Here is a 25,972-nt window from a genome sequence, read left to right on the forward strand (position 1 = left end):
AGTGTTAGATGATATCATGAACCTATAAACCTGTAAAGCATAAACTTACACTGTTAGATAAAGGACGGATAATAATGAAAAAGCAGCAGCCTCAAATTTCGGAGAACAGGATTCTGGAAGCCTCGTGGGAGCTTCTTGGAGAGGAGGACATCGAGAAATTCAGCATGAGACGATTGGCCGACAGGCTGGGGATTCAGGCTCCCTCCCTGTATTGGTACTTCAAGAGCAAACAGAATCTTTACCAGCGCCTGGCCAATCAGGTATCGAAGGTGATTCTGGAGGAGTTCCACTCCGAGGGGGATTGGAAGGAGCAACTGACAGGGCTTGCGGTAACAGTACGGAGCGTGCTCAGCCGATATCCCTGTTCTACGCAGCTCATGATGATGACGCTGCCCCACGAACCGGACATCATCCGGTTCACCAACCGTATGCTGCTCTGCGTGGAATCGACGCCGCTCGCGCAAGCGCAGAAAATGCAGGTGGTTACTACGCTTGTGAACTATGTCTTCTACTTCGTTCTGGACAATTATCAGCATGGGCGCAATGTCTCCGCGATCCTTAAAGACCAGGGGGCGCCTCCGGGTGAGGAGCTGATTCGGCTTCTCGATTCCATGAGCGAGACGGATACGGGACTGTTCAGGAGGATGTTTACGAGCGGGCTATTCGAGCTAATGGGAACCGACGGGGCGTTTGAGTTCGGGCTGAAGCTGATTCTGCTCGGGATTGAGCAGGTGATAAAGGAGCAGGAGAAGTAGAATGTGTAAAACCGCTCATCCGGTTATCGGATGGGCGACGCACTATGTAGGTTACGGTGAACCGTATCATAAATAATGGCAAAGTCATCGTTAATTTAAGCGGATTAGTTTTACATGGAAAGACCTGATTGTTAAATAAAGCATGGATTTCATCCTAGTGAAACGAGGATATTTTGTATGGGAAATTCTTTAATTAAATTCGATATAACAAAATCTTTGCAGGAATTAGATGGAGATGATTGGGGTGAGCCTACATTCAATTCTAACCTTGTTAAAACCGTTCATCGTCTTAGAACAGTACCACTAAAAGATTTCACTAATGAAGACCTAAGGTTAATGATTGGTCAGAAATTCTGTTTAGCGTATCTTGTCCCTATTGTTCTTGAACGATTAGCCGTGAACGAGTTTGTATCAGGTGCGAGGTATACAGGTGATCTGCTTTGTGCCATGTTAGATATAGGATATGACTTTTGGAAGGAACACATTGATTTGCATTGGGAGTTTAATTCAATCGTTATTGGTGTCAATCACTGTCTTGAAGTATTAAAACCATTGCTAGAACAGTATATTCCTCCCAAAAGTGAGTAGTCAATAAAATAGCTAGTTCTATTAAGAAACCACTTGATTGCCAGGAGTGGCTATGTCTTTTATATATTGATATATATTTTGTGGAAACTTTACTTTGTGTTAAGATACATTGCGGTGAACCGTATCATAAGTAGGGCAAGTTTTTTATGGCTTTCCTTGCAGGGAGGGGAGGGGGTTCCGCAAAAAGGTTTGTCGCTGAAAGCAATGTGGGATCTATTTTAGTGAAAAGGTTCTACAGAGCATGGCCGAATTATCCTAATTTTGACGAATCCTTTTAAGCTGACGGGAATAACTATAAAGAACTTTTACATTGATAATGAAATTTTTCCAATTATAATCATATAGAAACACAGTTTTTATTTATCCCGCTTTCCATTAAATGTTGAAAGGATGATGTTAGATGATTAATATAACAGAATTGTCCACCCGCATAATTTCTTGGAGGGTGACTATACTTTAACCCTCCTAAAAAATTGGAGGTAAATCTGTGAACAGAGATTTTATCGCAAAACATTGGTATGCCAGTGTGTATGAAAAGTTTGAAAACCAAACACATGACATCGATTTTCTATTAAAAGTACTTGCAGAGCAAACAGGCAACCAGTCACAAAGTATTCTTGAAGTTGCCTGTGGTGGTGGTAGGATATGTGTATCACTTGCAAAGGCGAATCATACTGTTACAGGCTTTGATGCAGATGAACATATGCTCCTACGCTGTTATCGCCGGATGGTGGGTTTGCCTAATATACACTGTTATCAGGCTGAAGCGGCGATTTCTGATTGGGGTCTCGGTTTTGATGTAGTAGTTATGGCAGGCAATATCTTGATTAACATTGAAAGCAAAATGGATTACAAAGAGGCACAGAAGACCTTTATTAAAAATGCAGCGGCGTCGCTTAGTACTGGTGGACATCTTTATATGGATTTTGACTTATATTATAATCCAGCAGCCTCATTCAGCAGGTTGAATGAGAGTAGCTATTTCGAAGGAACAGACGAATTGGGCACGACTGGTCGCACTGTTAGCTATGGCAGCGTGTATGATCCTATAACCCAGATTTGTACCGGAATTGGTCACTGGGAGCTTACCACAAATAGCGGTGAGCAATTTATTGTACCCAAGCGGTGGCATAAGCATATTCCTACACAAACGCAAGTTTACGGTTGGCTGTCCGATGCTGGATTTACTATAGAGCGTACCTATCAAAATTATACGGCTGAATCGATACCGAAGCCGATTGTTGAAGATACAAATCGTGCTATTATCTGGGCAAGAAAGTTATAGTTTGACATGTACGTATGACGTATCCTTTTGCTAAACTAACGGCTACGATAGTAGAACAAAGCGAGATCAAATCCCGCAAAGGATAGACCTAAAACTTGCTGATACAGACAGCGCAGAGGGCAAGGTCCTTTGTGAGTCAGCTCGGAAAAGACTCGTCTTAACGTAGAAAGGGAAGGGGCAGGGCAATTCAACCGCAACCCACATGGTAACGGAAACGAAGGTCAAACTCCAGTCTGCGTTATAGGCTGGTAAACTGAAAAAGAGTGGCAGTCGTTCTTTGGATTCGATTTTTGAAGCTTTTCAAAAGAAAACAAACTTTCTTAGAGAATATACAAAGGGGACTTCCTCCTATTGAGATATTCTTCATTTTATTCTCCTAAAAAGATCTTCCTTCTCATCCTAGTCTATCCCCATTGCAGCAATCACTTCCCGCACAACCCGGGTGATTGCTGCTATTTCTTCTGCACTCTTATTGCTAATCAAAGCCATATGCTCATCGAGCGCCTTTCGGTGCTCGGTCTCATCATCGAAACGAAAAACTTCAATGGCGGGAACTTGAAACGCTGCAATGATTTTTTTCCAGCGTCTCCAAAGAAATGTTTCGATCTCCGCGTTCGACACCGCCTATGTAACTGTAGTGAAGCGATGCTGCTTCTGCCAATTGTTCTTGAGTCCATCCTTTTGCTTTTCTAAGCTCACGTATGCGATTGCCGACGTTTTCTATACGGCGGATATCCTGCATAACTATGTTCAGCGTATTTATGAAGAGAGGCAGTATTGCAAGGCGATGGGACTGACTAGACCCCTAATTAAGATGCAGCATCTGCTTGTTTATTATTTTGGGTTTAGTCAGCAGATGCGGGGAATTGCATATCAACAGCTAGGGGATTATGAGCAGGCCAAAGATAGTATTTACAGATACGCAGAACTTGGCTGGTTGGAGGATTTGGGGAAAAAAGGACTAGAGATCGCTCGTGAATTTCGGTTCTTAGCAAAAGTGAATTTAACGCTCTTATTTAGTTTGACTATTCTGAGGCCCCATAATATTCTTAATTATGAAGCATATAACAAGGCCGAAACATGGCTGTGACCTGACCATTTAGAGGCGTATCCCCCGGAAAGGGGAGAACTGCCTCTTTTTAACATTGTTTCATTATAGTTTATAACTCAACTACGCTCTCTGCGCAGTTTCGCTGTTCGGGGGCAGAGGCATTTGGAAAGGTTGGTTTTAAATGCTCTTGACGACTGAGGACCAAATAGTCAACGAAATCGCGGACTGGCTGAAAAAGCATTTTTCGGCTGAGCTGCTGTCTGCCGGGCGTGTTAGGCGTGGGCTATTGAACGAGAAGTGGATCGTCGAGACGAACAAGGGGTGGCTGTTCGCCAAAAGCTATCACCCTGAGCGGTTTAAGATGGGTGATCCGGAGTTTCGCGGCAAGATTGAAAATGCGCTGCAACTGCAACTTCTTTTTTATCAGTCGGGTGGACCGTGCCCTGAGCCGCTGATGCTGGAAGGGCGCTGCATGCACATTCTGCCGTGCGGAAGGTACATGACCGTCATGACATGCTGTCCGGGCGCTATGGTGCCTGCTGGCATGATCGGTGAGCATAGAATGCATGCACTCGGACGGGCTGCCGCGGATATGCATACCGTCTGGGATTCCGCGGCGGCATTGGGGTTCGGAGCAGCAGTGCCGCCGGAGGAACCGGTTTGGCGGTTGTCTCGCGAGGAGGTGGAGCGAACCTGGGAGGTAAGCTGGGATGCGGCCCGTGACTCGTCTGAGCGTGTCCGGAATGCACTGCAATTACAGAAGGCGATTGTTGATTCACTTGGAGATGATGACTTTAAGCCTCTGACTGCCGGCTGGGCCCACCTCGATCTGTGGGCAGACAACCTGCTTTTCGAAGGAGACGCTCTGGCAGCCATCGTTGACTTCGACCGGGCACGCTACTCGTTTCCAGCGCTGGACCTCGGGCGGGCTGTCCTTTCCGGCACGCTCAGCGGGCGCGGATTCCGCAAGGATGCAGTGGTCGCTTTCACTGAAGGCTACCGTAGTGTGCGGCAACTACCGCCAGGCTCGATTTTGAGGGCAATCAAGTACGTCTGGTGTATCGAATCGCTTTGGTGGATTCAGCCGTCGTTCGAATCGTCCAGCGCGGTCCCTGTCCGTTTTGCCGAAGAAATGATCCGCACTGCGGAGCGGTGGGAGCAACTCGACGCTCTTCTTGGGGACATTTAGCTGGATGTACGCTAACCTAGTGCCCGGATACGGTAGTTGAATCAAGCGAATTGCGAAGAAAGGGGACTGAGCAACAGGTTGCCGTGGCTCTTTCACCCTGACTTCATTGAGTTAGACCTATTCCAGTAAAGAGGTGTTCAGTTATTCGTAAATTTACCAAAATGTTATGTGTCTTTCTTATTGCAGCAGTATCTGCTCTTGTTGCAATGCCTATCCAGACGACAGCCAATGGAGGCCCTGGGGATATATCACCAGATGTTCAAGGAGGGGGAATGAAGTTCACCCAAAAGAAAAACATTATCCTTAAAGAAGAAAATCTATCTTTTATTATCAAGGGTGATACGGTAGATATCACTGCAGCGTATACTTTGTTTAATAAAGGCGGAGCTGATAAAACGGCGTATATTTTTCCAATTCATTTCTACGTTAATGAGCATGGTTGCGAACCGAATTGTGACTTCAAAGCCGATAACTTTCGGATTACAGATGGCAATAAGTTACTCCCAATAAAAAATGAACGTACAACCAAAATCGTAAATCAAGTAATAGAAGATGAATATATCGTCCAAAAAGTTACCCGCGAATACATAACTGAGATTAATTTTGCAAAGGGAGAGACCAAAAAGCTTACGGTGCGATATTCGGTAAACGCTGGATTTTACGACTGGATGATTTCCGGCCAGCCGTTAGTAATTTTCGGGGATAGACATTTTAGCTACGATGTAGCACCAGCAGGATACTGGGGGAATGGGAGAGCCGGTAAACTAAACATCACATTTGATTACCGCGACATTGTTATGAAAGGCGGCTCTCCCATCCGTCTCTCACTTCCATACGGAAAAGAAACAGAAAAAGGATTACTTAAACTCCAACTGGAAAATACTGAATTGAAGAAACTTGGCCAGCTTGAGTTTAAGTATGAGTATGAGGCGTATTTATTATCCAAACATATTAGAGCCTCAAAAATACCGATAAGTCAGTTCAAGAGCGCAATTGCTTCTACTGAGTTAGGGAAAGAGTACGAAATTACGAATATGTTTGATGGGAAGCTGAATACAGCATGGGTTGAGGGCGCCAAAGGAACTGGAATCGGGGAGACCATTACTTTAGAGTTGAAACCAGGTACATATGTTGACGGTGTGCGGATTATCAACGGTTATATGAAAAGCAAGGAGAGCTATGAGAACAATGCAAGAATCAAAACCATTCGCTTATCGTACCTTATGGGTAATTCAGAATGGATAACGGAAGATGTTGATCTTGCTGACTTGCCTTTCGATTCCAAGAAAGCTGCAGACCAGAATAGCATATATCTTCTTTCGCAACAGATCGGTCAGATCGGACAAGAAGTCAGCAAGATTAAATTAACCATACTATCGACCTATCCTGGGAAAAAGTTTGCTGATACCTGCGTGTCAGAATTGATTGTACTTAAGTAATTTGTTTGTTGGGAATCGGCTCAAGCAGAGAAGATGCTTGGGCTTTTCTTTATGTGCAGCGTTTTGCCGAAGAGAGGATTCACTGCGGAGCGGTTTTGGGGTATGTAGTAATTAAATGGACTATTAAAGAGAAGCAATGGGAATAATTTATTGAATAAGATAAGATTATGATAGGGTGACGTTGGATATGGTTTTTGAGGCGGGAATATATGACTACCGAGATACTTATTGTAGACGATGATAAAGAGATTGCCGAGTTAATCGGGGTGTATTTGCGCAATGAAAGCTATCAAATTTATACAGTGCAGGATGGACTTGAAGCACTTCAATTCATGGAGCGTCACTCTATTGACCTCGTGATATTAGATATTATGATGCCCAAGATGAATGGACTGGATGTTTGTAGAGAAATTCGAAGAGAGCATTAAATTCCAGTCTTGATGTTAAGTGCAAAAGCAGAAGACATGGATAAAATTGTTGGTTTTGAGCTTATTGCTAACGGTTACTTTGATTTTATAAAATAGAAGAGAGAGCGGAAGCTGGTTTAGATGAACTTGTTACCCACATTAATAATGTCGTAATTCAAGCCAAGAAGGCCATTGCGGAAGAGCGAAGATCAGAACAGATTAAAAATGATTTGGTGACGAATGTTGCCCATGACCTTAGATCCCTCTAACCTCTATCATCGGATACTTGAATCTTATAAATGAAGATGAATATAGGGACGAAGTGGGGCTTCGAGGTTATATACAGATTGTGTATGCAAAGGTTGAACGCGTACATCATTTAATAAAGATTTGTTTGAATATACCTATGTTCAAAACAAAGAAACCCTTGTAAGCGAATAGAGTAGAAAAGTCACGTTCAGAATACACGGGTGGAACATTATTTAAAAAACCATAAAATAAATGCTAAAACGCTACTATTCCGTTGTCAGTAGCGTTTTTGTATAGTCGGAGCATGCGAATTTTGCAGTGCTTTGGAGATAGTGCCAAATGAATATACCATACCTCGAATGAAAGCTGCACCGGTCAATATGCCTTATATTAGAAGGAGTTAGAGAGCAATATACCTAAGAAGTGGTGTATGTGGCGCTTGTTTTATTTATTAATGGCCGATCAGAGGGACATATCAATCCAACGATTGGAGTTGTGCAAGAGCTTATTCTGCGTGGAGAAGAGGTAGTGTACTTTTGTATAGAAGCTTTTCGGGAACGTATGGAGAAGACGGGGGCTTCGGTACGAACATTTGACGATCAAAAATTTATAAAAGCCTTTATCTCAGTAGAACTTATTGATGGGAAATTATACTTTATGAGATACTCTGGCAATCTTCATATTGAGATCTATCCGGTAGGCGAAGGGAGATTTGCCCGCAGATATTCAGACCAGATCCATCCGTACAGTATTGCTGAGAACGAAAACGGCAAAATGACATTTTTCGGGTACATCAAGGATAACACCGCAAACAAGTAGTTTGGGGCCGCAACGTCCTGCAGAGGGAGCTTGGTGCTAGGTCGCGAATATTTTGTAATTTATAGAAAGGGTGATGTTAGTGTGCCGAAACTATTATTTGACCCAATGAAACATCCCGATTGGATTCCGCCGCAGACTACAGCGTGGTACGCAAATTTAGCGTTGGAAACCGGAGGATACAAGTATCCGTGGAAGTCGGTGTTCGATGAACCGCGGGCCGAGGTTATCTTTGCAGACAAAATTGCAGCCTGTCTCCATGAGAACTCACGAGTATTGGATGTTGGCTGCGGTCACGGTGAATTCACGAGGACGTTTGCTTGCAGAGCAAAAGAAGTCGTGGGGATTGATGCCGTCGAGGGATACATTGCATCAGCAAAAGAGGGCGCAGCCAAATCCCTTACATTTCTTGTAATGGATGCTGAGGAACCATTACCATTTCCTGTGGACTCTTTTGACGTCGTCTACACAAAAAAGGGACCGTGGCTATTCCACAAGGGAAATGATGAGGGGCATCGGGTCATTAAACCCGGCGGTATGGCGCTGGGTTTGTATCATTGCGGAACAGACGGGGGACTTCGAAGTCACTTTCCCGGGTTGTATTCTCCACTTCCGGACAACTACCTGGGGGAGATTAAAGCGAAATTTGAACGCCAACTGAGCGAAAGCAATCTACAGAAGGTTGAATTACAGATATTTGAAGAGGTTGAATATCTGTCGAGACCTGAGGATGTATTGATCAAGAAATGTTTTGGCCAGAAGGAAACATTGAAGGAAGTTGTCTGGCAGGAATGCCTGAAAGATGTGGAGGAAATATTCCTTCGCCATGCCACCTCAAGAGGCCTAAAGGTCGTCAACTATCATGCCTTGATGATCGGGAGGGCTACATAAGCGAAGCAATGTGCCTTGAATTTCCTCAAAGGGACAGCGTAAGTCTTCAAAGTACAGGGGGCGTCCCAAAAACCATGTAATGGCTGCTTGGGACGCCCCTTGGTTTTGGAGTAGGATCCACATAGGAACTTGGTGAGGACGCCCCGCGAACAAGGTATCCTTGAAACGGTATTCACCGCCGTGCTTCAATTTCTGGCGGACGAAGAATACGTCTCCCTGGAGCATTATTTCGTGGATGGTACCAAGATTGAGGCTAATGCCAATCGCTACACCTTTGTTTGGGGCAAAGCCGTGACTAAACACAAGGCCAAGCTGCAAGAGAAAGTGCAGGTATTGTTTGCCAGTATCGAAGCCGCAGAGCAAATTATTTTGTAGTAAGCTGTATAGTTATGCTGTGTATTCCAGTGAATGAAGGGCAATTATATATTATGACAATGTGTCCCTGTTCTTGGTGCTGTCTTCAAAACCATGAAGGAATAGAGGAATTTAATGAATAAAAGACAAAAGAAAATTCTTAGCATTTTATTAACTCAATCGAATCAATTGTTGTTAGTACAGAATCTTGCTGATGAGATCAATTGCTCAGAGAAAACCATACGGAGCGATCTGAAAATAATTGGAGAATATATAGAAAAGTACGCCAATGCGAGCCTAGTGAGACGACCTGGCCGGGGCATTTATCTAGACATTGACGAAACTGATCAAGCTGAGCTATTCCACCGCCTTTATGAGGAAGAAAGCCCGGTTCGACAGGAATCTGACGAGGAGAGAGTACTGCATCTAGCCTATCAACTGTTGATGGACACCAAGCCCGTTACAATTCAGGACCTGGTCTCGCGGTATTTTGTAAACAAAGCGGTTATTCGTAAAGATGTGGCCAAAATTGAGGGGTGGCTGCATCGGTTTAATCTACGGTTACTTTCCAAGCAGCGAGTTGGTCTTGTTATTGAAGGCTCCGAGAAGAACAAACGGAGGGCGTTAGCTCGCTTGGATCAGTTAATAGACAGCTCAGAGTTGACGGGGCAGATGATAAAAAAACAGTTCGAGCCGCATGAGATTACTGGCGTATACTATGAATTTAGAGAGCTGCAAAAGCGGCATTCGCTGTATTACACGGATGAAGCTTTTGAAAGTTTGATGTTGCATGTCCTACTGATTGTCAAACGAATGAAACTTAAGCAGCCGATTTCTTTATCGGATAATGAAATTTCATTTTTGCAGAAGAAAGTGGAATTTACCTGGGCTACAGATTTTCTGTTGCGCTTGAAACAGCTGTTTGCCATGTCTTTTCCTCGCGAAGAAGCCGCTTATTTAGCCTTACATTTGCTTGGTGGAAAATTTCGCTATCGTCAAGAGGGCGAAGAAGATTTGGCGGACAGACATCCGCTCTTACCTGATTTGATCGAGCAGTTAACGCGCCGAATGTCGGAGCTTAACATGATTGAGTTCTCTCAAGATCTGATTCTGATGAATGGATTGAAAGTCCATTTATATACTACTTTGAATCGTTTCGATTACGGGTTATCCGTTTCCAACCCGATGTTGGTGGAGATCAAGAAAATGTATCCCTATATGTTCGATCGGGTCATTATGGTGCTGGAAGAGGTGAGAAAATCACTTCATCTATCCATTCCAGAGGAAGAAGCGGCTTATTTGGCGTTGCATTTCCAAGCTTCCGTCGAAAGGTTTCATCAAGGTCAGAGTAATCCCAAAAAGGTAATTGTTGTATGTCACATGGGCATTGGCATGTCCCAATTGCTGCGAACGAAAATTGAACGAAAATTTCCGTCTGTGCTGGTGGAAGCCTCTATGGGCAAAGCGGAAGTTCAAGATTATCTGCTTTCCCATCAAGTTGATCTTGTCATTTCTACTATTGCGCTGTCGGGGTTGGAAGTTCCTTGCATTCTTGTCTCCCCCCTACTGGAGGCGAGAGATGTGCGAAAGCTTGAACTAGAGATTAAGCAACTTGATGAGCCTGACAGCAGACAAGAATCTGTTTTTCTAAAGTACACTTCACCATTTCTAGTTTTTCTCCAACAGGATGTTCAGCGTCCGGCCCAGATTATAGCTAGGTTGGGGCAAATATTGATGGATAAGGGATATGCAGAGACAGGTTATTCGGAGAGCGCTCTGATGAGAGAAAGTATGTCCTTTACGACAATAGGGGGAGGGATTGCGATTCCGCACGGGAATCCGCAATGGATCAGACAGTCGGTTATAGCCATCGCCACTTTAAAGCAGCCAATCCTCTGGGGAACTGAAAAGGTCGAACTCGTATTTATGCTTGCATTAAAAAGTGACGAACGGGAAGATGCGAGGCAGCTGTTTAAAGAGTTGTCCTTGGTCAGTGAACGTCCGGCTTTTGTCAGCGCGTTGTCCAAAGAGACCGATGTGATGAAATTTCTAAGTAAACTGAAAGGGTAAATAATAAATGAATCCGAGACGGCGATAAAAATGTGCAACGAAGAGATTGAACGGTTGAATACAGCAATCTACACTGGTGGCGGAATAGATTAAACGGGAATTTGACGTCAGCATGAGTGTACGTGGAATTAGTGCGATGCTAAAACGGATGAAATAAGGATCATGAGCCATGAATAGCTCTTTATTTTATGGAACATTAAACTAGGTTTTGCCGGAAATAACGGTAAAACTTCAGTCCGATAATAGTTTATTTGCCGTTTATACTATGAATGTAACGGGAATAACTATTGTAAAGGAGAATGATCATGAAAATATTAGCGATTACCTCATGTCCAAATGGAATTGCACATACCTATATGGCGGCTGAGAACCTTCAGAAGGCTGCTGATAAACTGGGAATAGAGATGAAGGTTGAAACTCAGGGTTCCATTGGAGTGGAGAATGAGCTGACCGAAAAGGATATCCGTGAAGCAGACGGCATCATTATCGCGGCGGATAAAACGGTGATCAAAGATCGTTTCGTCGGCAAAAAGCTACTCGTCGTTGGGGTACAGGAAGGGATTCGCCATCCGGAGAATCTGATTAGACAGATAATGAGCGGTGATGTGGCGGTCCATCGGGCACAATTACGGTCGGCTGATGATATCAAGAAAGAGAAGAAGTCGAAACAGAATTCATTTTACCGCCATATGATGAACGGTGTGTCTTATATGGTGCCGTTTATCGTGGTCGGCGGATTGCTGATTGCTATAGCGGTGTCCCTAGGCGGAGTGAAAACCCCAGGGGGGCTATTAATTCCAGATGATTCATTCTGGAAGACGATACAGGATATTGGATCGGCATCATTTACTTTCATGGTACCAATATTGGCCGGATTTATAGCAATGAGTATTGCGGACAGGCCTGGTCTTGCTCCAGGTATGGTCGGTGGGTTCATCGCTGCTAACGGAAGTTTCTATGGTAGTGAAGCAGGAGCCGGATTTATTGGCGGGATTATCGCCGGTTTCCTTGCAGGGTATATAGCGCTCGGAATTAAGAAGATTAAGGTCCCTAAGGCGTTGAAGCCTATTATGCCAATCATTATTATACCCGTATTGACCTCTTTGATTGTAGGGCTGATTTTTGTGTTCGTTATAGGTTCTCCAATCGCACAGGTGTTTGAATCCCTGACGGTATGGCTCGTAGGTATGCAAGGTACAAGTTCGATTCTGTTAGCTCTCATCCTAGGTGCGATGATCTCCTTCGATATGGGCGGGCCAGTGAACAAGGTTGCCTTCCTATTCGGATCGGCCATGATCGGTGAAGGAAACTATGAAATAATGGGTCCAATTGCTGCTGCTATTTGTATCCCGCCTATTGGTACGGGACTTGCAACGATGATTCGCAAGCGTAAATTCGAACCTTCGGAACAAGAAGCAGGTAAAGCATCATTTACAATGGGCTTATTTGGTATCACAGAAGGTGCGATTCCGTTTGCTGCACAAGATCCACTACGTGTCATTCCAAGTGTCGTGGTAGGTTCGATGGTAGGTTCGGTGATTGCGATGGTTGGCCATGTTGGTGATAGAGTTGCCCATGGTGGACCTATTGTAGCTGTTCTTGGTGCTGTTGACAATGTTTTGATGTTTTTTATTGCTATTATTGTCGGCTCAATAGTAACAGCTCTTATGATCAGTATGTTGAAAAAGGATGTTGTAACGGGGACTCTGGATATCGCGGGAGAAGCGGATCTTGAACATTCAGTTGTGACTGGCGGGAGAACTGCTACAGCTGTGTCAGCATCTGTACAGATAAAGGATCAGATTATTGAAGAAGTGCCAGTCTTCCACATTGAGAAATTAACCGATATCCTTACGCCCGATTTAATTGATTTAGATCTGGACGGGGATACTCAGGATGCGATTATCGACGAAATGATTGGAACATTGGATAGCGTCGGAGCGGTAAGTTCAACCCGTGATTTTAAAGAGGCTATATGGGCTCGGGAAGAAGAAAGCTCGACAGGCATAGGTATGAATATTGCCATTCCGCACGGCAAATCGGACGCTGTACTGAAGCCAAGTGTTGTCTTTGGCATCAAGCAGAACGGAGTAGACTGGAAGAGCCTGGACGGAAGTGAAGCCAAACTGATCTTTATGATTGCAGTGCCACGCAACAGTAAAGGAAACGCTCATCTGAAAGTCTTACAAATGCTGTCCCGAAAGCTGATGGATGATGACTTCAGGGAAAAACTGTTGGCGGTAAAAACGAAGGCAGAAGCCTATCAATTGCTAGATCAGGTGCGTTGATTCATTGCACTGAGTAGTAAAGAAATGACGATCAATTTGCCTTTGACTTTTCCAGCAACAGTGAACATTCAGTCATGGAAAAAGCACAGGAACACACGGCTAGAGTGTATAGTGAATTAAACTTGGACGCACAAAAGGAATTTGCAAGAGGATTAGCTAACCGATTAGGTCTACAAGTAAAAAAACAACCAAGCATTGCCCCAGGGGCATTGCTTGGTTATTTGCATTCCGCTTAATCACTCATTCCGCCATAATCCCTACTCCGGAACTCCCTGTGTCAATCCATGCACATACGTCTGCCAAGGCGTGTCGAGCGCTCCCTGACCTGGGTTGTAGGTGAAGGAGTATTCCACTGTATCTCCTTGCTGCAGGTTGAGGAGCGGGTAGGTGAAGTTGCCGTTCCCTGTAGAGGTCATGGCGACGTTGATCTGGCCGCCGCCATTGATCTTGTAATGCAGGTCGGCGAAGGTCGCGCCGTTAACGTAGAATTGCAGGTTGTTGGCGGTCTTCTTCAGGCCGCGCACGCTGTCACCGATGACGACGGTGCCGGGTGACGGCGTGACGACAGTGATAGTGCTGGCAGCCGTTTTGCTGCCGTCAGCGGTTGTGGCTGTTACGGTGACAACGCCCGGCGCGAGGCCGGCTACGCTGCCGGTTGCGTTGACGGAGGCGATGCCGGGACTAGAGACCGACCAGTTGACTACTTTGTTGGTAGCATTCGAAGGCGCTACGCCCGCAGTTAACTGGACGCTCTTGCCTACCTCTACTTGGGAAGAGGACGGTGTGACGGTGACGCCGCTAACTGGAACGTTGCCGGGATTTTCGCCGCCCGTGCCTTCTTTGTATACCCGCACATAGTCTAGCTGCATTGTAGCCGGGATACTGGATGGGTCCGGTATGCGGCCCCCGTCGAAATGGCCGCCGACTGCCAGGTTCATGATGAGGTAGAACGGCTGATCGAACGGTGCGTCGGGATTGTTCGGCGCGGCGACAGAATACCATTGCTGACGGCTTACTTTGAAGAAGAATTTGCCGTCTACATACCATTTGATGTTGTCATCTTCCCACACCATAGAATAGACGTGGTAATCGTTCGCGAACGTTTGCCCTTGCGGGAAGTGATACTCACCGGCGATATAGCGGTTCACCGGCCATTGGCCGCCGAAGTGGATAGCCCCGCTGGTGGTGCCGGGCAGCCGCCCTTTGGCTTCCATGATGTCGATTTCGCCGGATGCAGCCCAGGCTCCGTACACGGAATTCTCCGGCAGCATCCAGAGCGCCGGCCAGATACCGTCGCCGGTAGGCAGCTTGGCGCGGATGTCCACCCGTCCGTACTCAAGGGACATATGATTCTTGGTGTTGATTTTGCCGGAGGAATACTCTGCGTACCGGTTCGGGTCCTGCGGGAACGAACGGTGATCGTTCAAGGCCCGGATGTTCAGCTGTCCGCCAGTCACGAATACGTTCTGTGTGCTGTTCGTGTAGTGCTGCATCTCTGCATTGCCCCAGCCCCAGCTGTTGGGATCATCGCTGATGTAATAGCCTGTTTCATAATTCCATTTGCTTGTATCGAGTTCGGTGCCGCTGAATTCATCCTGCCAGATGAGGTTCATGCCGGCGATGGCTGGATCACTTGGCGTCCCGATCACAATGTCTCCATGGTCGGTTTCATCGGGACGCGGCGCATTGGGGTTGCCGATGAAGTTGTAATACACATAGTTGCTGCCGACGTTTCCGCCGGACTGCCCGTTTAACGGGTAGCCGATACGGATTTCCATGTTCTCCTGAATCGGCTGGAACCAGAGGCCGTAGACGTAGTCTGCCCAGTATCCCCACTGGTTGGCGGCGGACATGTTATTGTATCCGTTGCCCGAGTAGACGAATCTGCTCTGGCCGGAGCTGCTGAGATCGACCCATTGCCCGCCTATTTTAATCTGATACACGAAGTTGCCTAGTTCGCTGCCAATCGGCGCGCCTCCGTCAATCTTAGGTAACGGGAAGCCGATGGCGCCGCTCTTGTCCGCTGTGTAGGTGGTGCCGTCGTAAGCGGAGAGGACGAACGAATTGCGGACAGGCTGATTGAAGGTAATGGTGTAGATGAGGCTGGCGGAAGAGGTCTTCGACTCCAGCTTGACGTTGATTGATTCTGTTACCTTAAACCAGTAACCTCCGCCCCCTTCATTAAACTGGCCGAAATTGCTGTCATAGATCCAGCCGCTGGCCGCATTGTTGTCGATGTTAACCCACTGGGTGCTGCCAACAGGCTTGACGGACAGCTTGAGATCGTGAGCTACCGCATCATAGATGAGGCCCGGATTGTTGTTGAAGACGGGATACGTAAAACCTGCGCTGCCGGTGAAGCCCGCCGTAAGTGCCGGTCCTTGCGTCGGCGTCATTGACGTGATGGTAGTGGTGTTAACGTTCTGGAACACAAGCGTGTAATCCAGTGTAACTCCGCTATTGGCTTTGGAGTATAGCTGAATTTCTGTGGTAGCAGTTAGCGTAAACCAGTAGCCATTCGCGCCGCCGTCGCTCCAGTGTCCCCAGTTCTGGTTATAGACATAACCGCCTGCGCTGTCGATGTCTACCCAATTGCCACTTTTCTTCACCTTAACGCCTACATCGCCGGAAACGTCGTTCCAGCTGGCGGAACCTCCATTAAAGACCGGCATAACAAACCCAAAGCTGGCTTGCCCCACTCCGGATTTGGAGATGACCGGCCCGTCTGCCGCTGAGAAATAAGCCATGGACGTTACAGTACTGCCTGCCGCCTGAACCCTGGAAGCTGGTAACAATCCGATGCCCGACAACATCACCAGCGCGAGGAACAGGCCCCATACTTTGCGTGTAAACCTAACCTCAGCTTTGTACATTCGTTTCATACTTGCCCTCCTTTAGAATCGTTTGGCACAATAGAAAACGCTTTCAGATTAATACATCTATATTCTAACCAATGGAATAATTCGGTTAAAGGTACAGGATTTTATATGAAGTCCCATTATTTTAGTTTTAGACAGGATGAACCCCAAAAATCCCCCATAAAGGGGGATCGGTACACTTATTTCCGCCGGATCATCTGTCTGTATTCCGTGGGCTGCATGCCCATCACTTCGCGGAAGGCCCGGGTGAAGCTTTTGTAGCTTTCATACCCGACCAGCGGCGTGATCTCGACGATTTTATATTCCGTCTCGGCCAGCAGCCGCCGGGCTTTATCCAGCCGCACATCACGCAAGTATTCGGCAAATCCTTTACCGACATTCTTTTTGAACAGGTTGGAGAAATAAGCGTAGTTCAGCGATACATGGTTGGAAACCATGGCGAGATCAAGCGGCTTGTGGTAATTTTCGTGGATGAAGCGGATCGCTTCGTTCAGGTCCTGTGAGGTACGGTAGCTGCACTTAAACTCGTAATAGAAATGGTTGAGACGCAGCATCTGATGCTGCAGCGCCTGAATATAATCACGGATACCAGGATAGTCATACAGGTTACGCAGCGATTCAATATCGAGCACATCCTCCCCCATGTAAGGGCGTATCACCCACTCGTACTCCTCCAGCATCTGCACCACAGCCCGGCATAACCGGTCGGTATATTGAATGTGATAACGCTGCAGCACATCTTTGTGAAAAAGCATCGAAATGCCCTCGGCGATTTTGCCGTCGTTGTTAGCTCCAATGAAACGGAACAAAGCGTACAGCTCTTCATGGGGAAGCTGCCACTGCTGCATAAGCCCCGCGATGTTCTCCGGCAGCATGCAGCGCAGCTCGGGGAATAAATAGCTGTGCCGGTATAACTCCTGGACCTCGGTGTAGGCGCAGGGAAGCGTCTTTAACCCTTGCTGCGGCCCGGTCATGACGGCTGTAGCGCCAATCTGTGCGGTCTTGAGAGCGGCGGGCAGCTTGCCGGTAGGAACAGAGGCATCAACGGCTAATATCAGGTGCGGCCGGTGCTGAAGGCAGATGCAGCCCTCACTGCCATACACGCGGTAGGCGTTGGATTCCATGCTGTGGGCGCTGCTTACACACGGCTGGTTAATCCGCCGCTCCTCGCGCAGCAGGCAGAGCCGGTAGCTGCGCCATAGCTCCGCATTTTGCTGCTCCGTCTCGCCCACCCACACTTCATCGCTTGCCGAGCCCTGCATGTATAGGCTGAGTTCCTTGCGGTCCGTCTCCCGGGCGAGCCGGGATAGCTGCTCCATGTTGTGCGAAAGCGTCTGCCGGGTCCGGATTTCCTGCCACACATGCTCAACCGAGGCTTGCAGATCCTCGCGGTTCACCGGCTTGAGCAAATAGCCCTTCGCCCCCAGTTCGATCGCCTTCTGGGCGTAAGCGAAATCGCCGTATCCGCTAATGATCAGGTAATCAGCTGTGATGTGCTCTTCCCGTGCGTGCGCCATCAGCGTCAGTCCGTCCATATCGGGCATGCGGATATCGGTAATGACGAGCTGGATGCTGTTCTGGCGAAGCAGCTGCAGCGCTTCAATGCCATTCCCTGCGCAGTAAATGCTGTCCGGCTGGATCGGGAATTGGCGCACCATAGCCTGCAGGCCGTCGCGGATATGCTTCTGATCGTCCACAATCAGCATATTGATCAACTTTTACCATCCCCCCAGATTGACTTGTTCCCAAGGCAACCGTATCGTGACGCATGTATAGGCGCCCGGTATGCTATCAATGGAAAGGCCGCTGCCCTTGCCGTAGTGCAGCTGCAGCCGTTTGTGCACATTCTCTAATCCTAGGCCATTTTGGCTGGCGACAATCGGGTTATCCGACTCATCCTCCAGCGCCTCTTGCAGAGTGCTGAGCGTCTGAGAATTGATGCCGGCTCCGTTGTCGCGGATTTCGATCAGAAGCATGAGGTTGTTCTCTACGGTTACGTTAATTTCGATGCTCACGCTGCCTCCCGGGGGTGCCGCATGATGCACGGCGTTCTCCACAATGGGCTGCATGCACATTTTCGGAATGGGGTAGCGCAGCACTTCAGGCAGAAGGTCCGCCTGCAGCTCGAAGCTGCTGCCTTCCATAAAGTTAATGAAGCGGATATAGCTCTGAATATTGGCTAACTCATCCCCGAGACTGACGGTATCGCCCCGCCACTGCATGCTGTAACGCAGCAGCGAACCGAGTGACACCAACGCCCCGGCGATAGCCGGCTGCCGCTCCACTTCCGCATGCATCCGGATCGACTCCAGTGCGTTGTACAGGAAGTGGGAATTAATCTGCGAATGGAGTGAATGGAGCTGTGCGTTTTTGGCGATCAGCTGCTTATCAATGACCTGGGTCATCAGGCGCTGGATTTCATCAAGCATGTTGTTGTAGCTGACGGCGACATAGTCGATTTCATCACCGGGTTCATTGTCTCCAAGACCTGTATGAATCTTGGCATCAAGCTGGCCTCTGCGCACCTTGCGCATGGAAGCCAGTACCATCTCCAGACGGCGGAAAATGCGCCGGGTCATATATGAAACTAACAGCAGCATCATCAGCAGCACGCAGGATGTAATGGCCACGACGAGCAGGTACCAGCTTCGCGGCCCCTTCATCAGATCATGGCGGGAAGCGATATCAATGACATAGGCATCCAGCGGCGCGATGTAACGGTATAGCGCATAGTAGGTCTGATCACCGGCCCGGACCTCGACGGGATTGTTATGCTGCAGTACATCGAGTTGCCCGTGAACGCGGGTAAGGATCTCATTCAGCTGCCCGCCTGCGTCCAGGGCAAAAGCATGAGAGGTATTATAAATATGGCGTGAAGGAATGGTTCCATCCATTACAACGGAGAAGAAATTACCACCTGTCTCCTCCTCCAAAAGATTGCTGAAAAAGACGCTGTGCCGGGTCCGGATTTCCATGAGGGTAGGCCGCTTGTACTGTTGTCCCTGAAGGCGCACCAATCTATAGTAGGATAACGTATGCTCCCCGTCCTGAAGGGAGAACAAGCGGTAAGCGGCTCCGTTCTCTTCACGCAGTGACATCCAGTAGTCCTGTGGCCAGAACCGGTCGTAATGATAGATTTCCGGCCAGATCTCGTACAGGTTCGGGTTATCGACATAGAAGCTTAGCTCGCTTACCATGTCGTAGCTTTGAATAATATTATGCATTTGCTCGTATTGATTCTGCCTGAACTTGACGAGCCGCAGACCATCGGTCCGCATATCGGAATGAATGAAGTCGACAAATGCTTTCTGTGTAAGAGCTGTTGAGGAAGCGTTCTCAAGTATATCCATGCGGCTGCGCAGCTGTTCCTCCAGGCGCGAGACGTGGCTGCTGCCGGTGGCCATGGCGTCCTTGTAGAGCTGGGTTTCCTGCGCCCGGATAAACAGGAAGGATACCACAATGGCAGGGATGGCAATCATCAGGCTGAAAGCCAGAAATAATTTTTGCGATATACGGGAATTGCGGTAAAGCTTCCTTATTTTCATCCATACAGCCTTCATTCCCATACCTCCCTACATTTGTAATATACCATGGATTACAAACCCTCAGGCAGGTAAACAGGAGAATGAGCGAACTTGCTGAAACCCCTGCGTAAGCAGGCAAGACCGGCTGCCCTCAGGCAGCCGGCAGTGCTGTTAATCGGCCATTTTCGCTTTCCGCACATCCAGCTCGGCCTGGCGGAACTCCATTACCTGCTGGAAGCCGTAACTGTCACGGCGCTCAAGGAAGCTTGCGAAGATTTTGTCAAACGCAGCCTCATCCTTGGCTGTAATCAGCTCCGGCAGCACTTCCTCCCAGTTCTGTGAAATCCGTGACCAGGCTACTGCCACCTCGGAATCACCCAGCGGGTCCAGCCCCTTGTAAATGCCGCTGTCAATATCGGCCTGAGCGTTGGCGAAGTCCTCCATCTGCTTGATTACAGGTGCTTTCTCCGGTCTCCACTGGTTAACGATAACCGGGTTACGCATCATCCAGTACGTATCGAGCACGCCATACTGCTTCTCCAGCGTCTCAATATCGCTCTCAATCAGGTTCAGCATATCAGCCTTGAGCTGAGGCTTGCCGTCCACCGTCTCCCATGTTTCGCCTTCTTTGCCGAGGAACAGATCGTGCTGCCCTTCTTCGCTGGAGAGATAGGTCAGGAAGCGGATGGCCCGTTCCGGATTTTTGGTCGACTTGCTGATCATTGTCACCATCCAGCCGTCCATATTGCCGGGGAACAGCTTGGCGCTGTCGCCGCTGCTGTTCTGCGGTCCATCCACAGCGATATAATACGAATCGGGATTGGTGCCGGCAGCCAGCATCGGATTCACGGCCGTCATGCCGGACCATTCGCGGATCATCATGAAATAGCGCGCGTTATTCGTTTTCTCCTCCACCTGCGTATCGGAATCCACCAGGAAGTCTACGTTGATCAGCCCGCGCTCGTAAGCGGTGCGGAAGGTTTTCAGCCAGGCAATATATTCGGGATCGGTTACGCGGTCATATACTTTTCCGTCCTTCTCGTGCGGTATAGCTAACAGATTATGCAGATATTCAGTCATGCCGTATGGCACATTGCCTTGGGCGAAGAAGGGGCTCATCGGCTGGCCCTTATATTTGGAATATTTATCTTTAAACAGTTGCAGCGCGTTCAGAAAGCCCTCCGGGGTGCTGAGGTCTGGACTGCCCATTTCTTCATACAGGTCCTTCCGTACAAGGAACGTCTGATTGGCCGCCGTCATACCCGTTTCATGCATCAGATTCGGGCTGTAGGAGTCGTTCGGAATGCCATAGGTGTTGCCGTTTTCCTGCCGGTACCATTTCAGGGTCCCGTCGCCCGCCACCTTGTAGAAGTAAGGGTCATACTGATCTGCCAGTTCGTTTAAGGCATAGACATGGTCGCCTTCCCACAGTTTTTTGACAGCGGTTTCCCATGATCCCATGGAGATAAGGTCCGGCAGCTGGCCGGAGGTCATCATTAAGGTGATATGCTCGTTCGCTTCGCCGGAAGGGACTTCGAGCTTAACATTGACGCCTGTTTTCTCTGTAATGTACTTAGAGGTCAAGCTTTCGCCCCAGGAGTGGGCGTACCAGTTGGCACCAACGAACCAGGTTAAATCGATTGGACTCGTGTCCAGTTTCCATGCGGGCTCATCGGGATTCAGCGTTGCTTCGTTCTGCGGCGCTTGTGTGGAGTCTGCCGGCTGCGCAGTCGGGGCACTTTCATTATTGCCGGAATTGCCGCTGCACGCAGCCAGAGCCAGCGACAGCATCAAGGTCAGCATTATAGTCAGACTTCTTTTAACGGGTTTATGCTTCATAAGAAGATCATCCTTTCAGTTTTTGTAGGTTACTGATTAGGGAATCCGGTTTACCCCTTGATAGCGCCGATCATGACCCCTTTGACCAGATAACGCTGAATGAAGGGATAGAACACCAGAATCGGCAGGGTAGCCACCATCATGGAGGCGAACTTTATGGAGTTGCCGGGCAGCCTTGCCCCGAACTGGGCCATTGCCTGCTGCTGCATGAAGGACATGGAATTTTCGGCAATGATTTTGTACAAAATGGTCTGCAAAGGCAGAATCTCCTGCGAGCGGATATAGATAACGCCCTGATAATAATCGTTCCAGTGATAAACTGCGGAGAACAGCGAGATAGTAGCAATTACAGCCATGCTGTTAGGCAGTACAATCCGGAACAGCACGCCGTAATCTGATGCCCCGTCCACCTTGGCCGATTCCTCAAGACTATCCGGGATGGTGCGGAAAAAGCTCATAAAGATGACCATATTGAAAAAGCTGTACATGCCGGGAATGACAAATACCCAGAAGTTGTCGTACAGGCCCAGCTTCGTCATCAGGATAAACGTTGGAATGAGTCCGCCTGAGAAGAGCATGGTAATCAGGGCAATTTTCATATACAGCTTGCGGCCGATCAGCGTTGTCTTGCTCATGCCGTAAGCTATTATGGCGGTAAAAAAGACATGCGCAGCCGACCCGATTACGGTACGCAGGGTCGTAATTACGAACCCGTTCATCATTGTCTTGTCGTTAAATACGACGCTGTAGCTGGCCAGCGAGAACTGCTCCGGGAACCAGTTGACGGTGCCCAGCAACGCCTGCTCCGGCGCGTTAAGCGAGTTAATAAGCACGAACCACATCGGGTACAGCGTCAGAAAGCATACCCCCAGCATCAGGAGGGTGTTGCAGACCTCAAATACTCCGATGCCCCTTAGTCCTGAGCGTCTTTTCACCGGTTGGCCCCCTTTCTAGAAAATGCCGTCGCCAGTCAATTTTTTGGATGTCTGGTTCGCCATAAACAGCAGCCCCAGCGCCACGATGGAACGGGCAAATAAAACGGCTGTTGAGAAAGAATGGCGCCCCGACACAAGTCCCATGTTATAGATATAGAGATCGAGACTCTCGGCCATCTTCATGTTCATATTGTTTTTTAACATAAAGATCTGCTCAAAGTTACTGCCGAGAATGCCGCTGACGGCGAGGATGAACAGAATAGCGATGGTCGGACGGATGCTCTGCACGGTAATGTGCCACATGCGCTGCCAGCGTCCCGCTCCGTCAAGCTCCGCGGCCTCGTACAGACCAGGATCGATGCCGGATATAGCCGCGATATAGATGATGGCGCTCCAGCCTGTTTCCTTCAGCGTATCGGTAAAAAAGGTAATCCACCAGAAATATTTCGGGTCGCTGTTAAAGAGAATTTCGCGGTTCTGCAGTCCGAGTGTCATCATCAGCTGGTTGACCACACCGCCTTCACCCAGCCAGTTGAGCGCGATGCCGCCGAAGATCGTCCAGGCGATAAAGTGCGGCAGGTACGAAATGGTCTGCACGGTGCGCTTAAAGCGCAGGCTGCGGATTTCGCCCAGCAGCAGAGCAAACAAAATCGGAACCGGAAATCCCAGCACAAGCTTGATGCTGCTCATCCCCAGCGTATTGCGGATCGAACGCCAGAACCGGTCGTCCGTCACAAAATCCTGAAAGTGCTTCAGCCCGACAAACGGCGACTCCAGCATAGGCTTCGCGATACTATAGTCCATAAAGCCGATAATGAGCCACAGCATCGGAAAATAACAAAAGATCAACATCCAGATGATTCCCGGAATGACCATACTTTGCATCTGCCACTGTCTAAAAAACGCTTTCATTTGTTTCGTTTGGAATTGAAACATGTCTCGTGTCCCCCCTTTCCTCTTCATCGTAAGAAAAAAGACCCAGGAAAAAAAGGGGCATGATTTTTGACCCTATCCCATTTTTTTGGATTCATTCGGACCGGGCGCTGAAATGCATTATGCTGTGATTAAATGGAAAGGAGCGTGTCATGGATGAGTAAGCTGATATGGGAGCAGGATTTTGTGAACGGCGGAGGTGATTTGAGTCTCTGGAACATCCGTATAGGCAACGATCTGCTTGATGATAACGACAATCCCATCTATGCCGGCTGGGGAAACGGCGAGCAGCAGTTCTATACGGATCACCCGAACAATCTCTATTTCGATGAGTACGGCTTAAACCTGCGAGCGTGCCCTGAAAAAGCCCAGCAGGAGGGGCGGAGCTTTGCGTATACGTCGGCCCGTTTGGATACAAGGAATCACTTCTCTTTCTGCTACGGTAAGCTTGTCATACGCGCCAAGCTGCCGGTAGGGCAAGGTCTATGGCCTGCCATCTGGCTGCTGCCGCAGAATCTGGCATACGGGCCTTGGCCAGCCTCGGGAGAGCTCGACATTCTGGAGGCCAAGGGCCGCCTGCCCCGGCAGATTGCCGGCACGCTGCACTACGGAAAGGACCTTGACAGCAAAGTGGTTGAGGAATTCACCCACGAGCTTGAAGACGGAACCATTAATGAGTTCCGCGATTATACGCTGGAATGGGATGCGGGTTCTATTCGCTGGCTGGTAGACGGGTACTGCTTCGCGCAGCGCCAGCTGGAGCCGGGTATGCCGTTCGACCAGCCCTTTTATCTGCTGCTTAACTTGGCCGTGGGCGGATGGTACGACAACGTGGAGGTGGACGAGGCGGCGCTGCCCGGGCTGATGACGGTGGCGGGGATTTGGCTGTATGCGTAGGATTGGAGCATCATTTTATAATTCTCTGGGCGGAAGAAAGGGCCATACGCCTCGTGCAGATTATGAAAATAAAAACATAAGAACATCAACAAAGGAGCATGCCGAGGCATGCTCCTTAAGCATTTTTTGCCGGTAGACTCGTTGAGGTGAACCGTATTATAAGTGAGATGATCAATTTCTGTTTCCTCATTGTGCTAAGGGGGGCAATTTCTTTCTTGCTTGTTCGAACCAGTCTACCAGCTTATCGGTCAAGCCGATCCGCAGCTCGTTTGAAAACAGATGATCCAGCTTATGGTAGTGCTTCTCCGCTTCTTTGTGCCTTCCGCTTGCCGTATACAGCTTCATCAGCGCAAGTCCGTCTTCTTCATTATACGGGTCCACATCCTGAATCCGTTCGTACATCGCCAGCGCTTCCTCCTGCATCATGGCTTTCTCATAGAACCGGGCTAACGAACGGGCATTCTGATACCATAGCTTCCGTAGTCTTTCGCGTTCGTCCTCCACCCACCCATAACCAACTTCCGGTAAATAGTCCCCTTCATAAAGCGAAAGCAACCGCCGCAGCTCGGAGTGATTATCAGTCAAATTTACGCCGCTCACCTGCCGCAAGCCGTTTTCCCATTCATCTACGTCAATCCGAATGCGGCTGGTGTCGAGTATGTAGCCTTCTCGAATAGTAATATTTTGGATGGGGGCATCGATGCCCATTTGCTTCAAGCACTTTCTAATGTGATAAATCGATGTGTACAATTGATTCGCCGCCTGTTTCACATCAAGCTCCGGCCACAGCAGCTCCAAAAGCGTCTCCTTGAGGACGATATTCCCGCGTTGGTGCAGCAGGTAAGCAAACAGAGCCTGTGTTTTTGCCGTCCGCCATTTCGGAATTTCCGGAGACCCGCCGCTGCGCTGAAAACGGAGAGACCGAAAACACAGAATGCGAGAAGGCACTGTTGAGAGCGCTTCTTCTTTATGCATTCTTCTTTGCATCAACCTCTTTATTGTTTGATCCAAACGTGCTTGATGCAACGGCTTAAGCAAATAATCGGCCGCATTCAGCTCAAAGGCTTGGACAGCATACTCGCTATATGCCGTTATAAATACAATATCCGCTTCCGGACAAGCCTCCTGTGCTAACTCTACCGCTTTGATTCCCGATAGTTCCGGCAAGTGAATATCGAAAAATACGACGTCCGGCTGAAGCTCCGGCATTTGCATAATAGCCTCTCGCGCATTCCCAAACGCGCCGACCACCGAAATACCGGGATACCCCGATAGCATTCGCCGGATCTGGTTTAATACCAGCGTTTCGTCATCCACCAGCATGATCTTCATGTATTTTCACGCTCCATAAAATGTAGGCATTGTTTTTGACATGATTCGACTTGTCACACCAATACTATCGGAATTTTGGGAATGGATGATTAGAGCTTATCCGAGCATCTGTATCCAATTCAATTACTTCATTTCCACGTGAGCTAAACAGCATGTAAAGCAGTTGTAGAGATTTTGTAAAGTTCCTTTTGTTATGATCACACCAGTCGAAGAAAAGTGGATTATATAGAGATATGGAGTCAAGGGACTTT

Annotated in this window: 17 protein-coding genes and 5 pseudogenes; 14 read left to right on the forward strand and 8 right to left on the reverse strand. The window is 48.2% G+C overall.

All coding sequences use genetic code 11. The features are described from left to right. Positions 1-74 precede the first annotated feature (74 nt). From AC3WT9_RS21685 to AC3WT9_RS21695, 3 genes are all read left to right on the forward strand, one after another. On the forward strand, positions 75-755 hold the full coding sequence (locus tag AC3WT9_RS21685; protein ID WP_341380275.1) for a TetR/AcrR family transcriptional regulator: 681 nt from the start codon (positions 75-77) through the stop codon (positions 753-755). 177 nt (positions 756-932) lie between these two features. Further along, a complete protein-coding gene (locus tag AC3WT9_RS21690) occupies positions 933-1,343 on the forward strand; it encodes a contact-dependent growth inhibition system immunity protein (RefSeq protein ID WP_341097391.1) in 411 nt (136 codons plus the stop codon). 487 nt (positions 1,344-1,830) lie between these two features. Continuing rightward, the gene (locus tag AC3WT9_RS21695) at positions 1,831-2,628 is read left to right on the forward strand and encodes a class I SAM-dependent methyltransferase (RefSeq protein WP_341380274.1); all 798 of its coding nucleotides are present in this window, start codon (positions 1,831-1,833) and stop codon (positions 2,626-2,628) included. A 399-nt stretch (positions 2,629-3,027) separates the two neighbouring features. Here AC3WT9_RS21695 and AC3WT9_RS21700 read toward each other — a convergent pair. Further along, positions 3,028-3,370, reverse strand: a pseudogene (locus AC3WT9_RS21700) (helix-turn-helix domain-containing protein). A gap of 45 nt (positions 3,371-3,415) precedes the next feature. Here AC3WT9_RS21700 and AC3WT9_RS21705 point away from each other — a divergent pair. The 10 genes and pseudogenes from AC3WT9_RS21705 (at position 3,416) to AC3WT9_RS21750 (ending at position 13,382) form a co-directional block, all read left to right on the forward strand. Continuing rightward, on the forward strand, positions 3,416-3,718 hold the full coding sequence (locus AC3WT9_RS21705) for a hypothetical protein (protein WP_492407945.1): 303 nt from the start codon (positions 3,416-3,418) through the stop codon (positions 3,716-3,718). 142 nt (positions 3,719-3,860) lie between these two features. Then, entirely contained in the window at positions 3,861-4,868 is a 1,008-nt protein-coding gene (locus AC3WT9_RS21710) for a phosphotransferase (protein ID WP_341380273.1), read from the forward strand. A 272-nt stretch (positions 4,869-5,140) separates the two neighbouring features. Continuing rightward, on the forward strand, positions 5,141-6,307 hold the full coding sequence (locus AC3WT9_RS21715) for an NADase-type glycan-binding domain-containing protein (protein ID WP_492407946.1): 1,167 nt from the start codon (positions 5,141-5,143) through the stop codon (positions 6,305-6,307). Between the two features lie 209 nt (positions 6,308-6,516). Continuing rightward, positions 6,517-6,813, forward strand: a pseudogene (locus AC3WT9_RS21720) (response regulator); the annotation flags it as partial. 38 nt (positions 6,814-6,851) lie between these two features. Continuing rightward, a pseudogene (locus AC3WT9_RS21725) lies at positions 6,852-7,137 on the forward strand (sensor histidine kinase); the annotation flags it as partial. A 258-nt stretch (positions 7,138-7,395) separates the two neighbouring features. Then, positions 7,396-7,590 (forward strand): annotated as a pseudogene (locus AC3WT9_RS21730) (macrolide family glycosyltransferase); the annotation flags it as partial. Between the two features lie 273 nt (positions 7,591-7,863). Beyond that, complete coding sequence (locus AC3WT9_RS21735; RefSeq protein WP_341380271.1) at positions 7,864-8,670, forward strand: methyltransferase domain-containing protein; 807 nt, start codon at positions 7,864-7,866, stop codon at positions 8,668-8,670. 153 nt (positions 8,671-8,823) lie between these two features. Then, positions 8,824-9,033, forward strand: a pseudogene (locus AC3WT9_RS21740) (IS1182 family transposase); the annotation flags it as partial. A 126-nt stretch (positions 9,034-9,159) separates the two neighbouring features. After that, positions 9,160-11,094 carry a BglG family transcription antiterminator gene (locus AC3WT9_RS21745; RefSeq protein WP_341380270.1) on the forward strand — a complete coding sequence of 645 codons (1,935 nt, stop codon included), beginning with the start codon at positions 9,160-9,162 and terminating at the stop codon, positions 11,092-11,094. A 305-nt stretch (positions 11,095-11,399) separates the two neighbouring features. Beyond that, positions 11,400-13,382, forward strand: coding sequence for a fructose-specific PTS transporter subunit EIIC (locus AC3WT9_RS21750; RefSeq protein ID WP_341380269.1), 1,983 nt, complete (start codon positions 11,400-11,402; stop codon positions 13,380-13,382). A gap of 257 nt (positions 13,383-13,639) precedes the next feature. On the opposite strand, the gene AC3WT9_RS21755 is transcribed toward AC3WT9_RS21750, so the two are convergent. The 6 genes from AC3WT9_RS21755 to AC3WT9_RS21780 all read right to left on the reverse strand — a co-directional run bounded on the left by AC3WT9_RS21755 (position 13,640) and on the right by AC3WT9_RS21780 (position 23,495). After that, the gene (locus AC3WT9_RS21755; RefSeq protein ID WP_341380267.1) at positions 13,640-16,264 is read right to left on the reverse strand and encodes a family 16 glycosylhydrolase; all 2,625 of its coding nucleotides are present in this window, start codon (positions 16,262-16,264) and stop codon (positions 13,640-13,642) included. A 176-nt stretch (positions 16,265-16,440) separates the two neighbouring features. Next, complete coding sequence (locus AC3WT9_RS21760; protein ID WP_492407966.1) at positions 16,441-17,967, reverse strand: response regulator; 1,527 nt, start codon at positions 17,965-17,967, stop codon at positions 16,441-16,443. Between the two features lie 12 nt (positions 17,968-17,979). Next, complete coding sequence (locus AC3WT9_RS21765) at positions 17,980-19,821, reverse strand: sensor histidine kinase (protein ID WP_341380266.1); 1,842 nt, start codon at positions 19,819-19,821, stop codon at positions 17,980-17,982. Positions 19,822-19,956: 135 nt separating this feature from the next. Next, positions 19,957-21,624: an extracellular solute-binding protein gene (locus tag AC3WT9_RS21770; protein WP_341097380.1), complete on the reverse strand. Its 1,668-nt coding sequence runs from the start codon at positions 21,622-21,624 to the stop codon at positions 19,957-19,959. Positions 21,625-21,674: 50 nt separating this feature from the next. After that, the gene (locus tag AC3WT9_RS21775; protein WP_341097379.1) at positions 21,675-22,559 is read right to left on the reverse strand and encodes a carbohydrate ABC transporter permease; all 885 of its coding nucleotides are present in this window, start codon (positions 22,557-22,559) and stop codon (positions 21,675-21,677) included. A 15-nt stretch (positions 22,560-22,574) separates the two neighbouring features. Further along, positions 22,575-23,495: an ABC transporter permease gene (locus AC3WT9_RS21780; RefSeq protein WP_341380265.1), complete on the reverse strand. Its 921-nt coding sequence runs from the start codon at positions 23,493-23,495 to the stop codon at positions 22,575-22,577. Positions 23,496-23,648: 153 nt separating this feature from the next. Here AC3WT9_RS21780 and AC3WT9_RS21785 point away from each other — a divergent pair, with 153 nt between their 5' ends. Then, positions 23,649-24,389: a glycoside hydrolase family 16 protein gene (locus AC3WT9_RS21785; protein ID WP_341380264.1), complete on the forward strand. Its 741-nt coding sequence runs from the start codon at positions 23,649-23,651 to the stop codon at positions 24,387-24,389. A gap of 186 nt (positions 24,390-24,575) precedes the next feature. On the opposite strand, the gene AC3WT9_RS21790 is transcribed toward AC3WT9_RS21785, so the two are convergent. Then, positions 24,576-25,721, reverse strand: a complete 1,146-nt coding sequence (locus tag AC3WT9_RS21790; RefSeq protein ID WP_341380263.1) for a response regulator — start codon at positions 25,719-25,721, stop codon at positions 24,576-24,578. Positions 25,722-25,972 lie beyond the last annotated feature (251 nt).

It is taken from the genome of Paenibacillus sp. EB106-06-01-XG199, assembly GCF_058791575.1.